This window comes from Streptomyces sp. GL_148 (assembly GCF_057834205.1).
The window spans coordinates 7,362,051-7,375,465 of the sequence record NZ_CM174396.1 but is presented as its reverse complement, the minus strand read 5'-3'; the positions used below and the strand labels follow the sequence as shown (position 1 = coordinate 7,375,465).

The following is a 13,415-nucleotide window of genomic DNA, read 5'->3' as shown; positions in this document are numbered from 1 at the left end:
GGCGCCGTCCGGGTGGGGTTGGGGCGTGCGGAGGATGCCATCAGGCGCCGAGGATCCCGACGAGGATCGGTCCGGTGAGGGGGAGCAGGAAGTTGGACAGCGCGTAGGTGATCGTGTAGCCGAGCATCGGCACCGAGCTCTGCGCCACCTGCGTGACCGAGGTGATGGCCGGCGTGGAGCACTGCTGTCCGGCGATGGCGCCGATCAGCACCGGCTTCTCGATCTTCAGGAGCTTGCACCCGACGACCAGCGAGATCGTGGCCGGCACGAGGACCATGGCGATCCCGGCGAACGGCAGCAGGGCCCCGTACTCCTTGAGCAGCGGCCAGGCCTGCGGGCCCGAGGTCAGACCGGTGCAGGCGATGAAGACCGCGAGCCCCATGTCCTTGATGGTGGTGGCGGCTTGCGGCGGGAAGGCGCCGAAGGTCTGCCGGCGGGAGCGGAACCAGCCGAAGAGCAGACCCGAGATCAGGCAGCCGCCGCCGGTGCCGAGCGAGAGCGGGACCCCGCCGAAGCGGACCACGATCTGGCCGATGAGCGAGCCGACCGCGATGCCCAGACCGAGGTAGATGAAGTCGGTGGCGTCGTTCTTGGCCACCGTGCCGATCTTGTCCACGATCCGGTTCAGGCCCGAGCGGGCGCCCACGAGGGTGACGACGTCACCGCGCTGGACGACGGTGTCCGGGTTGGCGGGCAGGTGCTGCTCGCCGCGGAGCACGTCGGTCACGTACACGCCGCTGCGCGCGAACTCCGCGTGGGCGGCCCGGAGCTCGCCCAGCGATTTGCCGGAGGCCGACGGATCGGTCATGGCGACCTGCCGGGTGGCCAGCGGGGTGTCCACCCCCGGAATGCCGGGGGTCTCCGGGCCGATGGCCCGGCCCGCCGCGATGGCCTCGGAGCGCCGGCCGACGACGAGGACGAGGTCGGAGAGGACGAGTTCGAGGTCCGGGGCGGGCGTGAGGTCCTTGGAGCCGCGCCGGACGGCCTCCACGGTGACCCCGCCGCCGAAGGCCGCCTCCAGGTTCCCGACGGTGCGGCCGTCGGCGAGGGTGACCAGGTGGGTGCGCCCGACGAGGCCGGGCAGCGCCTCGCGCTCGTCGCTCTCCAGGCCGCCGGAGCCGCCGCCGCGCATCTTCTCCCACAGCGCGCGCGAGGCGTCCGCCAGGTTGATCCGGAGCAGCATCGGCATGATCTGGCTGGTGTAGATGACGATGGTGACCAGGCCGAAGAGGTAGCAGACCGTGTACGCGGTGGCCACGTGGCCCTGGTACGTGGAGATCTGCTCCGCGGTCAGGTCGGGGAGCTTGCCGATCGCCTCGGTGGCGGTGCCGACCACGGCGGATTCGGTGGCAGCGCCGGCGAGGATTCCGGAGGCGGTGCCGACGTCGAGGTCGAAGGCCTTGGCCAGCAGGTAGGCGAGGCCGAGCACGCTGACGAGCTCGATGAGGCAGAGCGCGAAGAAGCGCATGCTCTTGCGGTTGAGGTTGGCGAAGAACTGCGGTCCGGCCATGTAGCCGAGGGCGAAGATGAAGAGCGCGAAGAAGACCGTCTTCACGTCGGCGTCGATCTCGATCTGGGCCCAGGCGCCGAGCAGCAGCGACACGATCAGCGTGCCGCAGATGCCGCCGAGGGTGATCGGGCCGACGCGCAGCTTGCCGAGGAGGTAGCCGGCCGCGAGGCAGAGGAACAGGGCGAGTTCGGGGTGGTCTTGCAGCACACCCACGGGCGATCAGCCGCCCTTGCCGGGCGGAGTGGCGAATTCAGGGCATATGCACATTCCCTCACCCTTGCCCGGTAAACGATCTTCCGCTCACCGGGCAGGGCCGTTCGTGTGACGGACCTTTCTACGAAGCTTCGTACGGCTCCGAGTTCGGCTCCTCGGGCGCCTCCTCGTGCGCCTCCTCGTGCGGCTCCGCGTACAGCCCCTCGATCAGTTCCGCGTACTTCTCCCGGATCACCCGGCGGCGCAGCTTCAGCGACGGGGTCAGCTCCCCCGACTCCGGACCCCACTCCTCGGTCAGCAGCCGGTAGCGCTTGATCTGCTCGGTGCGGTTCAGCCGGGCGTTGGCCGCTTCGACGGCCCGGTCGATCTCCTCCCGTACGGCCGGGTGCGCGGCGAGCTCCGCCGGCGTGTCGGCCTCGATGCCGTGGGCCTCGGCCCACGCCGGGGCGAGTTCGGGGTCCAGGACGAGGAGGGCGACGAGGTAGGAGTGGCCGTCTCCGTGCACCAGCGCCTGCCCGATCAGCGGGTGTTCCTTGACGGTGTTCTCCACCAGGGCGGGCGAGACGTTCTTCCCGTTCGAGGTGATGATCAGTTCCTTCTTGCGGTCGGTCAGCCAGAGGAACCCCGCCTCGTCGAGCCGCCCGATGTCCCCCGTCGGGAACCAGCCCGCCCCGTCGCAGGCGCTCTCCACCGAGCCGTCCGGGAGGAGGTACCCGCCGAAGACCGTCTCCCCGCGCGTGAAGATCTCCCCGTCCTCGGCGATCCGCAGCTCCAGCCCCTGGATCGGGCGGCCGACGGAGCCCAGCCGGAAGCCGTCCGGGGTGTTGACCGTGCACACGCCGGAGGTCTCGGTGAGCCCCCACGCGTCCATGATCGTGATCCCCCAGCCCGCCCAGAAGCGCACCACGTCGATCGGCATCGGCGCGGTAGCACTGGCCGTCCAGACGAGGCGGTCCATCCCGGCCAGCTTCAGCAGCGGGTCCAGCACCCGTTCCTTGGCCCCGGCGTACGAGGCTTCGAGCCCGGCCGGGACCTCCTCGCCGCGCTCCCGGTGGCCCGCACGCTCCCGCGCCAGGTCGCCCGCGGCTTCGATGGCGCGGCGCTGCTCCTCGGGCAGCCGCCCGAGCACCGCCCGTACGGAGGCGGCCAGCTTCTCCCAGACCCGGGGCACCCCGAAGAACTGCACCGGATGCAGCTCGCGCACCGCGGCCGACACGGCGGCCGGGTCGGCGCACAGCCGGACGTGCGCGGCCCGCAGGAGCGGGAGGTAGATGCCGAGGATCCGCTCGGCGATGTGCGCGAAGGGCAGGTAGCACAGGTGCTCGGCGTGCTCGGGCAGCTCGATGTGCCGGTCGAGGCGGACGGACTGGAGCACGATGTTGCGGTGGGTCAGGCGGACCCCCTTGGGGTCGCCGGTGGTGCCCGAGGTGTAGACGACGGTGAGCGGGTCCTCGGGTCGGGACTCCCGCCAGGCCTTCTCGAAGGCTTCGGAGCGGTGCAGCCGGGCGCCGCCGGCGTACACCGACCCGTACGTCGAGTGCGGGCCCGCTTCGGGGGCCTCGGCCACGACGAGCCGTTCCAGCGGGGTCCCCGGGTCGGTCAGCAGCGGCTCCCACCGGGCCAGCTCCCGGGCCCCCTCGACGACGGCGAGCCGGGCCCGGCTGTGGCGGGCTATGTGGGCGATCTGCTCGGGCGCGGAGGTCCCGTACACGGTGACGGGGACGGCGCCGAGGTGGACCAGGGCGAGGTCGCTGAGCCAGTGCTCGGGGCGGTTGCCCATCATCAGCAGGACGTGTTCGCCGCGTTCGACGCCCAGGGAGGCGTAACCGGCGGCGAGGACGGCCACCTTGCGGCGGACGTCCGACCAGCTGAGGGTGGTCCAGCCGTCGCCCTCGCGCCAGGAGAGGGCGGGGAGGTCGCCGTGCTCGGCGGCGTTGCGCGCCAGCAGGGCGGGCAGGGTGAGCTCGTCGGGAGGTGCGGGAAGTCGCAGTTTCGTGGGCATGGGCAGCTCCTGGCCGTTTCACATCGTTGGTGCGACAGCAATACTGTTGAACACGAACGGTGGCGATGAGAACTGTGCCGTCCGGAGACGTGCTGATCAGAGAACGAGGCGGAGAGCCCATGACCACCCAAGCACCGGAGCCGGTGTCGCTGACCGTCGACGAACTGGCGGCCAGGGCGGGTGTGACCGTCCGCACCGTACGGTTCTACAGCACCCGCGGGCTTTTGCCCCCTCCCGTGATCGGACCCCGTCGCGTGGGCCGCTACGGCCCGGAGCACCTGTCCCGCCTGGCGCTCATCGAGGAGTTGCAGCACCAGGGCATGACCCTCTCCGCCATCGAGCGCTACCTCGACGCCCTGCCCGACGATCTGAGCGCGCACGATCTGGCCATCCACCGCGCCCTGGTGGCGACCTGGGCCCCGGACGCCGCGCTGGACTCCTCGCGCGCGGAGCTGGAGAAGCGGGCCGGGCGGAGCCTGACGGAGACCGACATCCGGCGGCTGACGGCCATGAACGTGCTGACGCCGACTCCGGAGGGCTTCCGGGTGGACGTGGGGCTGCTGCGGCTCGGGGTCGCGCTGCTCGACGTACCGATCGCCCACGAGACGATCCTGGTCGCGCGCGAGGTGCTGCTCGGGCACGCCCGGACGGCGGCGCACCAGCTGACCGCGCTGTTCCGGGACGAGGTGTGGGGGCCGTTCACGGAGGGCGAGAGCGATCCGGAGCGGGTGGAGTCGATGAAGGCGCTGTCCGCGCACATGCAGCCGATGGTGGTGCAGGCCCTGGTGACCGCCTTCCAGCGCTCGCTGAAGGAGGAATTGCGGGCGGCCTTCGTCTCGGAGCCGGTAGGTTCGGGCCATGGCGATGATCTACAAGACCACCATGAAGCCCGGTAAGACGGAGCTTCTGACTGCGTGGCTTCCGACGCGGCCGTGGTACGCGTCCACGGGACGCGCCCCCGAGCTCGACCGCTCGGGCGGGTTCCGGCTCGACGACCCGCAGGGTGAGGTCGGCATCGAGTTCATGGTGCTCACCGACCACTCGGGCGGCCGGGAAACCTCCTACCTCGTGCCGCTGACCTACCGCGGCGCCCCGCTCGACGGCGCCGGAGCCGCCCTGGTGGGCACCTCCGAGCACGGGGTGCTCGGCACCCGGTGGATCTACGACGGCGCCCACGACCCGGTGCTCGTGGGCCAGTTGCTCGCCCTCATCCAGGGCCGCGCCGTGGCGCAGGATCAGAGCGAGAGCGGTGTGAGCGACCCTTCGGTCACCGCCTGGTACGAGGGCCCCGAGCTCCCGGCGGTCCTCCCGCAGACCTGGCCGGAAGCCACCGACACCGCGCGGGGCACGGAGGTGCGCCTGCCGGACGGCACCCCGGTGCTCGGCCTGACGCGCGTCCTGCGCCCCGGGGATGCCGGGCCGGCGGACGCCTCCGGGGCCGTGGGCCGGCTCACCGCCGGCTGGACCACACTGGACGGCGCCTCGTACCGGGGCGTGTTCGCGCAGCTGCGTACCACCGGGCAGACCACCGCCCGTTCACGTGCGAAGAAAGGGACGTCGGCCCGCTGAACGAGGTTTCCTCGGGCTGGACGATCATCGAAGGCGGCGTCTGAGCCCGTAGCCGGCTACCGCACCACGCCACCGGGCGGACCACCGCCTGCGTGCGGTTCCGGGACGGGTCGCCCCGGAACCGCACGCAGCCGTTCGAACAGGTCAGTCCGTTCAGTCGGCGTACGTCTCTCCCCGCCCGGCCTTCTCCACCAGGGAGGCGGGCGGGGTGAAGCGCTCGCCGTACTTCTCGGCCAGCTCGCGGGCGCGGGCCACGAAGCCCGCCAGGCCGCCCTCGTAGCCGTTGATGTACTGGATCACGCCGCCGGTCCAGGCCGGGAAGCCGATGCCCATGATGGAACCGATGTTGGCGTCGGCGTACGAGGTCAGGACCCCCTCGTCGAAGCAGCGGACGGTGTCCAGCGCCTCGGAGAAGAGCATCCGCTCCTTCATGTCCTCAAAGGGCACGGTCTCGGACGGGATCTCCCCGCCGGGCTTCCCGAAGTGCTCCCGCAGCCCCGGCCAGATCCCGGCGCGCTTGCCGCTCTCGTCGTACGCGTAGAACCCGCCGCCGCCGCTACGCCCGGGGCGCCCGAACTCGTCGACCATCCGGTCGATGACGATGTCGGCCGGGTGCTGCGGCCAGTCCCGGCCCTCGGCCTCGAAGGCCTTGCGGGTCTCGTTGCGGATCTTGCGGGGCAGCGTGAGGGTCAGCTCGTCCATCAGGGACAGCACCTTGGCCGGGTACCCGGCCTGGGCCGCGGCCTGCTCGATGGAGGCGGGCTCGATGCCCTCGCCGACCATGGCGACGCCCTCGTTGATGAACTGGCCGATGACCCGCGAAGTGAAGAACCCGCGCGAGTCGTTGACCACGATCGGGGTCTTGTTGATCTGCCGTACGAGGTCGAAGGCGCGGGCGACGGCCTCGTCGCCGGTGCGCTCGCCCTTGATGATCTCGACCAGCGGCATCTTGTCCACGGGCGAGAAGAAGTGCAGTCCGATGAAGTCGGCGGGCCGCGAAACCCCTTCCGCGAGGCCCGTGATGGGCAGCGTGGAGGTGTTGGAGCAGAGCAGCGCGTCGGGCGTGAGGAACTCCTGGATCTCCTGGAACACCTTGTGCTTCAGGGCGGTGTCCTCGAAGACGGCCTCGATGACGGCGTCGCAGCCCGCAAGGTCGGCGGGCTCGGCCGTCGGGGTGATCCGGGCGAGCAGCTCGGCGCGCTTGGCCTCGGTCGTACGGCCCCGGGAGAGTGCCTTGTCGAGCAGCTTCTCGGAGTACGCCTTGCCCTTGGCGGCGGCCTCGGGGGTGACGTCCTTCAGCACCACCTCGATGCCGGCGCGGGCGCAGGAGTAGGCGATGCCCGCGCCCATCATGCCGGCGCCGAGGACGGCCACCTTGGTCACCTTGCGGGGCGCCACGTCCTGCGGGCGGCTGCGGCCGGCGTTGACGGCCTGGAGGTCGAAGAAGAACGCCTGGATCATGTTCTTGGCGGTCTGTCCGGTGACCAGCTCGGTGAAGTAGCGGGCCTCGATGGTCAGGGCCGTCTCGAAGTCCACCTGGGCGCCTTCGACGGCGCAGGCCAGGATGTTGCGCGGGGCCGGGTACGGGGCCCCGTTCAGCTGCTTCTTCACGTTGGCCGGGAAGGCCGGGAGGTTGGCGGCGAACCGCGGGTTGGACGGGGTACCGCCCGGAATCTTGTAGCCGGGGACGTCCCAGGGCTGCTTCGACTCCGGGTTCGCGTCGATGAAGGCGTGCGCCCTGGCGAGCATCTCCTCGGGCGTGGCGGCCAGTTCGTGCACCAGGCCGTTGTCCAGCGCGCGCTGGGGGCTGTACTGGGTCCCCTGGAGCAGCACCTTCAGCAGCGCGTCGGCGATGCCCATGAGGCGGACGGTGCGGGTGACGCCGCCGCCGGCCGGGAGCAGGCCGAGGGTGACCTCGGGCAGGCCGATCTTGGAGCCGGGGGCGTCGAGGGCCACGCGGTGGTGGGAGGCCAGGCAGATCTCGTAACCGCCGCCGAGGGCCGTGCCGTTGATGGCGGCGACCACGGGCTTGCCGAGGGTCTCGATGCGGCGCAGCGAGGCCTTGATGGCGGTGCCGGTGTCGAAGGCCAGCTGCGCGTGCTCGGGGCGGAGCCGGATCATGTCCTTGAGGTCGCCGCCCGCGAAGAAGGTCTTCTTGGCGGAGGTGAAGATGATGCCCCGGATGGAGTCCTTCTCGGCCTCGGCGCGCTCCGCGATCGCCGCGATCGAGTCCTTGAAGGCCTGGTTCATCGTGTTGGCGGACTGGTCGGGGTCGTCGAGGACCAGGGTGACGACGCCGGTCTCGTCCTGTTCCCAGCGGATCGTGGTGGACTCGCTCATGTTCGCAACTTCCGTGTCAGGGGTGGGATCAGGGATCAGGGATCAGGACGGGTTTCAGAGCCGCTCGACGATGGTGGCGACGCCCATGCCGCCGCCGACACAGAGGGTGACGAGGCCGTAGCGCTTGTCCTGGCGCTCCAGTTCGTCGACGACGGTGCCCAGGATCATCGCGCCGGTGGCGCCGAGCGGGTGGCCCAGCGCGATGGCGCCGCCGTTGACGTTGACCTTGTCCAGGGAGACGCCCATGTCCTTGACGAAGCGGAGCACGACGCCGGCGAAGGCCTCGTTGATCTCGATCAGGTCGATGTCGTCGATGGTCAGGCCGGCCTTGGCGAGGGCCTTGCGGGTGGCCGGGGCGGGGCCGGTGAGCATGATGGTGGGCTCGGAGCCGGAGACGGCGGCCGAGACGATCCGGGCCCGGGGCGTGAGGCCGTTTCGCTCCCCCGCCTCGCGGGAGCCGATCGCGACGAGGGAGGCACCGTCGACGATGCCGGAGGAGTTGCCCGCGTGGTGGACGTGGTCGATCTTCTCGACCCAGTGGTACTTCTGCAGCGCGACGGCGTCGAAGCCGCCGAGTTCGCCGATGTCCGCGAAGGAGGGCTTCAGCCGGGCGAGGGTGTCGGCGGTGGTGCCGGGGCGGACGAACTCGTCGTGGTCCAGGACCACCAGGCCGTTGCGGTCGGTGACCGGGACGACCGACTTGGCGAAGCGGCCGTCCTTGATGGCGGCGGCGGCCCGCTCCTGGGACAGGGCCGCGTATTCGTCCACGTCACGCCGGGAGAATCCCTCGATCGTGGCGATCAGGTCGGCGCCGATGCCCTGCGGGACGAAGTTGACGTCCCAGTTGGTCATAGGGTCGTTGAACCAGGCGCCGCCGTCCGAAGCCATCGGGACGCGGGACATCGACTCGACGCCGCCCGCGAGGACCAGGTCCTCCCAGCCGGAGCGGACCTTGGCGGCGGCCATGTTGACGGCTTCCAGGCCGGAGGCGCAGAAGCGGTTCTCCTGTACGCCGGCCACGGTGTCCGGGAGTCCGGCCGCGATGGCCGCGATCCGTGCGATGTCGGATCCCTGGTCGCCGACCGGGCCGACGACGCCGAGCACGATGTCGTCGATGGTGGCGGGGTCCAGGCCGGGGTTGCGCTCGCGCAGGGCGTGGATGAGGCCGACGACCAGGTCGATCGGCTTGGTGCCGTGCAGGGAGCCATTGGCCTTGCCGCGGCCGCGCGGCGTGCGGATCGCGTCGTATACGTACGCTTCGGTGCTCACTGGTCAAGCCTTTCGGGGGTGCGGAGGCAGGGGGAAGTCTGTGGGGGTCAGCCCAGCAGGGAACGGCCGATGATCTCCTTCATGATCTCGGTCGTACCGCCGTAGATGGTCTGGATGCGGCCGTCGACGAAGGCCCGCGCGACCCGGTACTCGGTCATGTATCCGTATCCGCCGTGCAGTTGCAGGCAGCGGTCGGCGACCCGCTTCTGGAGTTCGGTGGCCCACCACTTCGCCATCGAGGCGTGGACGTGGTCCAGTTCCCCGTTGGAGTGGTCGGTGATGCAGCGGTCGAGGAAGGTACGGGTGACCGCGCACTCGGTGGCCATCTCCGCGATCTCGAAGCGGATGTGCTGGAGCTTGGAGAGCGGCCGCCCGAAGGCCTCGCGCTCCTTCACGTACTGCGTGGTGATCTCCAGCAGGTACTCGGCGGCGGCGATGCCGGCCATCGCGATGCCCATCCGCTCCTGCGCGAGGTTGGTCATCAGGTGGACGAAGGCGCCGTTCAGCTCGCCGAGGAGGTTCTCCTTGGGGACGCGCACGTCGTTGAAGAAGAGCTCGGCGGTGTCCTGCGCCTTCTGGCCGATCTTGTCGAGGTTGCGGCCGCGCTCGAAGCCCTCGGTGCCGCGCTCCACGACGAGCAGCGACATCCCGTGCGCCCCGCCCTCGGGGGTGGTCTTGGCGACCACGATCACCAGGTCGGCGAGGATGCCGTTGGAGATGAAGGTCTTGGATCCGTTGAGCACCCAGTGGTCGCCCGCGTCCTCGGCGGTGGTCCGGATGCCCTGGAGGTCGGAGCCCGCGCCCGGCTCGGTCATCGCGATGGCGGTGATGATCTCGCCTGAGCAGAAGCCGGGCAGCCAGCGGCGCTTCTGCTCCTCGGTGGCCAGGGAGGTCAGGTAGGGCCCGATGATGTCGTTGTGCAGGCCGATGGCCAGTCCGGCGGCGCCCGCCCGGGTGAACTCCTCGGCGATCACGGCCGCGTAGCGGAAGTCGGTGTTCCCGCCGCCCCCGTACTCCTCCGGGACGGCCAGGCCCAGCAGCCCCTGCCGGCCGGCGGCCCGCCAGGCCTCGCGGCTGACGATCCCGTCCTTCTCCCACTGCTCGTAGTGCGGCAGCACCTCCTTGGCGAGGAAGGTGCGGACGGTCTCGCGGAACGCCTCGTGGTCGGCGTCGAAGAGCTGGCGTTTCATTTCAGGGGCCCCCTAGAGCCGATCTTTGCGGTTTCGACGAGCCGGGCCGGCCTGGATCTTCCGGGCCTCCTCGTCGTATCCGTAGGCGACGGCCAGGTCGTTGGAGAAGTTCTTGCCGACCGCGCCCATGCCGCCGACGTACAGGGCGATCTGCGGCTCAGCCCGGCCGTCTCCAGCTCCGCCGCCGCGTCGGCGGCGCGGCGCGGGTCAGCGGAGTGGTCGAGCATCATCGAGAGGTCCATCAGGCTTCGGACTCCTTGCCGAGCAGCGCCGGTACGCCCCAGTCGGCCGCCACGGACTCGGTGTGCGCGCCCGGCAGCGCGGGGCCGCTCACGGCGGCGGCCGGGGTCGCGGAGAAGCGGGGCGCGGGGGCCGGCTGGGTGATCCCGGCGGCCTCGACGAAGGTGCCGCGGGCCGCCAGGTGCGGGTGGTGCGGGGCCTCGCGCAGCGAGAGCACGGGCGCCACGCAGGCGTCGGTTCCCTCGAAGACGGCCGTCCACTCCTCACGGGTACGGGTCTTGAAGCGCGCGGCGACGGCCTCGCGGAGCTCGCCCCAGCGGGCCAGGTCCTTGCGGGCGGGGGCCTGGTCCTTGATGCCGAGGAGCTCCACGAAGGTGTCGTAGAACTGCTGCTCCAGCGCGCCGACCGCCATGTACCCGCCGTCGGAGGTCTCGTAGCTGCCGTAGAAGGGGCAGCCGCCGTCGAGCAGGTTGGCGCCGCGCCGGTCCTGCCAGCCGCCGGCCGCCATCATCCCGTGGATCATGGCGGTGAGGTGGGCGGTGCCGTCGACGATGGCCGCGTCGACGACCTGGCCCGTACCACCGGGGGTGCGGGCGTGCTGGAGGGCGGCGAGGACGCCGATGACGAGGTAGAGCGAGCCGCCCGCGTAGTCACCGACCAGGTTGGCGGGGACGGCCGGGGGTTCGCCCGGGTTGCCGATCATGCCGAGGGCGCCGGTGACGGCGATGTACGCGATGTCGTGCCCGGCGGTGTGGGCGAGCGGGCCGTCCTGGCCCCAGCCGGTCATCCGGCCGTAGACGAGCCGGGGGTTGCGGGCGTGGCAGTCGGCGGGGCCCACGCCGAGCCGTTCGGCGACTCCGGGACGGAGGCCCTCGATGAGCACGTCGGCACGCTCGACCAGGTCCAGCACGCGGGCCGGGCCGTCGGCGGACTTCAGGTCGACCAGGACGGAGCGCTTGTTCCGGTTGGTGATGTCGTAGGCCGGGTTCACGGCCAGCCCGCCGCCGCCGGGCCGGTCCACCCGCACCACGTCGGCGCCCAGGTCGGCGAGGACCATGGCGGCGAACGGGCCCGGCCCGATGCCCGCCAGCTCGACGACGCGCACGCCCGCGAGCGGGCCCGCGCCGCTCCCGGGCGCGCTCCCCGTCACGTTCCCTGTCACTGCCATCGAGCCCCCAGCATCCGGTGGCACCACTTCCGCCACTGTGTGACACAACTGATGTAACACCAGTGATGCTAGGAACCTGTTCCACTCAGCACAAGAGCAAGCGCTTAGCCGGTTCGCTCGTCGAGCTCCTTGAGGTCCCGCTTCAGCGCGACGGTCCGGTAGCTCTCCTCCACCCATTCGCACAGCACCTCGGCGGAGGGCGCCCCCTTCTCCCCCAGCGGCACGGAGACCCAGCCGGCCTTCCCCAGCCCGTATCCGGTCGGCTCCGCGCCGGGCGCGGTCATGGCGTGACCGTGCAGCGCCTCGTCCTTGAGCTTCACAGAGATCCCGGGCGACGGGCCGTCGGTGTTCCCGAGGAAGACGAAGATCTTCTTGTTGACCTTCACGACACAGTCCTCAGGACCCCAGGGGAACTCCTCCCGCGCCTGCGGCAGCCCCAGGGCGAACTCCCGGACCGCCTCCCACGTGCGCACCCCAGCCTTCACGCGAACCTCCACTCATCGCGGGCCGCACCCGCGCGCGCGGACCGTCCCTCCCCACGCTAGGCCGTCCCCTACGGATCCTGCCCGGCCCGCGCCGGTGCCGGGACGAGGGCCGTTACCGGGGTGCCGTCCACCGAGCGGCTGACACCCGCTAGCCTCAGCCACCACCGACACCGTCTGGGAGGCTCCCGATGAACGCAACTGTCCGCCGCGAACCGCGCACCGCGGAACGGGAGTACGACCTCGTGCTCTTCGGCGCGACCGGGTTCGTGGGGGCGCTGACCGCCGAGTACCTCGCGGCGCACGCCCCCGCGGACTGCCGCTGGGCCCTCGCCGGACGCGACCTCGCGAAGCTGGAGCGGCTGCGCGAGCGGCTGACGGCCCTCGACGCGCGCTGCGCGGACCTGCCGCTGCTGCGCGCGGACGCCCAGGACGCCGCGGCGACGCGCGAACTGGCCGCCTCCACCCGGGTGCTGGCCACGACCGTGGGGCCGTACGTCTGGTACGGGGCCCCGCTGGTGGCGGCCTGCGCCGCAGCGGGCACCGACTACCTGGACCTGACCGGCGAGCCGGAGTTCGTGGACCGGATGTACGTCGAGCACGACGCGCGGGCCCGCGAGAGCGGCGCCCGGATCGTGCACGCCTGCGGCTTCGACTCCATCCCGGCCGACCTCGGGGCGTACTTCACGGTCGGACAGCTGCCGGCCGGGGTCCCGCTGACCGTGGACGCGTTCCTGCGCTCCAACGCCCTCTTCTCGGGCGGCACCTTCACCACGGTGCTCACCGCGCTGGGCCGCGGCCCGCAGAACCTGGCCGCCGCCCGCGCGCGCCGGATGCACGAGCCCCGGCTGCTGGGCCGGCGGGTACGGGTCCCCCTGGGCGCACCGCGCTTCAGCCGGGAGACCGGCACCTGGGCCCTGCCGCTGCCCGTCCTGGACGTCCAGGTCGTGGCCCGTTCGGCCGCGGCGCTGGCGCGGTACGGCCCGGACTTCCGCTACCGGCACTACGCCTCCGTACGGCACCTGCCCGTCGCGGTGGGCGGTACGGCGGCGGTCGGCACGGTGGCCGCCCTCGCGCAGATCCCGCCGGTGCGCCAGTGGCTCGCGGACCGCTGGGAGCCGGGCCAGGGCCCGGACGCGGAGCGGCGGGCGCGCAGCTGGTTCAGCGTGCGGTTCGTGGGCGAGGGCGGCGGCCGCCGGGTCTTCACCGAGGTCTCGGGCGGCGACCCGGGGTACGGGGAGACCGCGAAGATGTTCGCGGAGTCCGCGCTCTGCCTCGCCTACGACGCCCTGCCCGAGCTCTCCGGCCAGCTGACCACCGCCGTGGCGATGGGCGACGCCCTGCTGGACCGGCTCCGGAAGGCGGGCATCCGCTTCCGGGTGGCGGCCTGCGACTGAGGCGTCGGCGCAGGCAGCCGCGGACCGCCGAGGCG

Annotated in this window: 10 protein-coding genes; 3 read left to right on the top strand and 7 right to left on the bottom strand. The window is 71.6% G+C overall.

The annotated features are described in order from the left end of the window. Nucleotides 1-40: 40 nt before the first annotated feature. Nucleotides 41-1,723, bottom strand: coding sequence for an aspartate-alanine antiporter (gene aspT / locus AC3IYI_RS33315; RefSeq protein ID WP_489407165.1), 1,683 nt, complete (start codon nt 1,721-1,723; stop codon nt 41-43). 121 nt (nt 1,724-1,844) lie between these two features. After that, entirely contained in the window at nt 1,845-3,725 is a 1,881-nt protein-coding gene (locus tag AC3IYI_RS33310; protein WP_489407164.1) for an AMP-dependent synthetase/ligase, read from the bottom strand. A 119-nt stretch (nt 3,726-3,844) separates the two neighbouring features. On the opposite strand from AC3IYI_RS33310, the gene AC3IYI_RS33305 reads away from it, so the two are divergent. Both AC3IYI_RS33305 and AC3IYI_RS33300 read left to right on the top strand, forming a co-directional pair. After that, nucleotides 3,845-4,621, top strand: coding sequence for a MerR family transcriptional regulator (locus AC3IYI_RS33305; protein WP_489407163.1), 777 nt, complete (start codon nt 3,845-3,847; stop codon nt 4,619-4,621). Further along, a complete protein-coding gene (locus AC3IYI_RS33300) occupies nt 4,584-5,294 on the top strand; it encodes a maltokinase N-terminal cap-like domain-containing protein (RefSeq protein ID WP_489407162.1) in 711 nt (236 codons plus the stop codon). Before AC3IYI_RS33305 ends, AC3IYI_RS33300 begins: the two co-directional genes overlap by 38 nt. 153 nt (nt 5,295-5,447) lie before the next feature. On the opposite strand, the gene AC3IYI_RS33295 is transcribed toward AC3IYI_RS33300, so the two are convergent. The 5 genes from AC3IYI_RS33295 to AC3IYI_RS33275 form a co-directional block, all read right to left on the bottom strand. Beyond that, nucleotides 5,448-7,634, bottom strand: a complete 2,187-nt coding sequence (locus tag AC3IYI_RS33295) for a 3-hydroxyacyl-CoA dehydrogenase NAD-binding domain-containing protein (protein ID WP_489407161.1) — start codon at nt 7,632-7,634, stop codon at nt 5,448-5,450. A 54-nt stretch (nt 7,635-7,688) separates the two neighbouring features. Continuing rightward, nucleotides 7,689-8,903: an acetyl-CoA C-acetyltransferase gene (locus tag AC3IYI_RS33290; protein ID WP_489407160.1), complete on the bottom strand. Its 1,215-nt coding sequence runs from the start codon at nt 8,901-8,903 to the stop codon at nt 7,689-7,691. A 47-nt stretch (nt 8,904-8,950) separates the two neighbouring features. Continuing rightward, nucleotides 8,951-10,093: an acyl-CoA dehydrogenase family protein gene (locus AC3IYI_RS33285; protein ID WP_489407159.1), complete on the bottom strand. Its 1,143-nt coding sequence runs from the start codon at nt 10,091-10,093 to the stop codon at nt 8,951-8,953. 241 nt (nt 10,094-10,334) lie between these two features. Next, entirely contained in the window at nt 10,335-11,501 is a 1,167-nt protein-coding gene (locus AC3IYI_RS33280) for a CaiB/BaiF CoA transferase family protein (protein ID WP_489407158.1), read from the bottom strand. A 104-nt stretch (nt 11,502-11,605) separates the two neighbouring features. Continuing rightward, nucleotides 11,606-11,998, bottom strand: a complete 393-nt coding sequence (locus tag AC3IYI_RS33275; protein ID WP_489407157.1) for an MmcQ/YjbR family DNA-binding protein — start codon at nt 11,996-11,998, stop codon at nt 11,606-11,608. A gap of 176 nt (nt 11,999-12,174) precedes the next feature. Here AC3IYI_RS33275 and AC3IYI_RS33270 point away from each other — a divergent pair, with 176 nt between their 5' ends. Continuing rightward, nucleotides 12,175-13,380, top strand: a complete 1,206-nt coding sequence (locus tag AC3IYI_RS33270; protein ID WP_489407156.1) for a saccharopine dehydrogenase family protein — start codon at nt 12,175-12,177, stop codon at nt 13,378-13,380. Nucleotides 13,381-13,415 lie beyond the last annotated feature (35 nt).

Excerpts from the sequence above, each read along its gene's own strand:
- AC3IYI_RS33310 (WP_489407164.1), bottom strand. The coding sequence starts at position 3,725 with ATGCCCACGAAACTGCGACTTCCCGCACCTCCCGACGAGCTCACCCTG.
- AC3IYI_RS33305 (WP_489407163.1), top strand. The coding sequence starts at position 3,845 with ATGACCACCCAAGCACCGGAGCCGGTGTCGCTGACCGTCGACGAACTG.
- AC3IYI_RS33300 (WP_489407162.1), top strand. The coding sequence starts at position 4,584 with ATGGCGATGATCTACAAGACCACCATGAAGCCCGGTAAGACGGAGCTT.
- AC3IYI_RS33295 (WP_489407161.1), bottom strand. The coding sequence starts at position 7,634 with ATGAGCGAGTCCACCACGATCCGCTGGGAACAGGACGAGACCGGCGTC.
- AC3IYI_RS33285 (WP_489407159.1), bottom strand. The coding sequence starts at position 10,093 with ATGAAACGCCAGCTCTTCGACGCCGACCACGAGGCGTTCCGCGAGACC.
- AC3IYI_RS33280 (WP_489407158.1), bottom strand. The coding sequence starts at position 11,501 with ATGGCAGTGACAGGGAACGTGACGGGGAGCGCGCCCGGGAGCGGCGCG.
- AC3IYI_RS33270 (WP_489407156.1), top strand. The coding sequence starts at position 12,175 with ATGAACGCAACTGTCCGCCGCGAACCGCGCACCGCGGAACGGGAGTAC.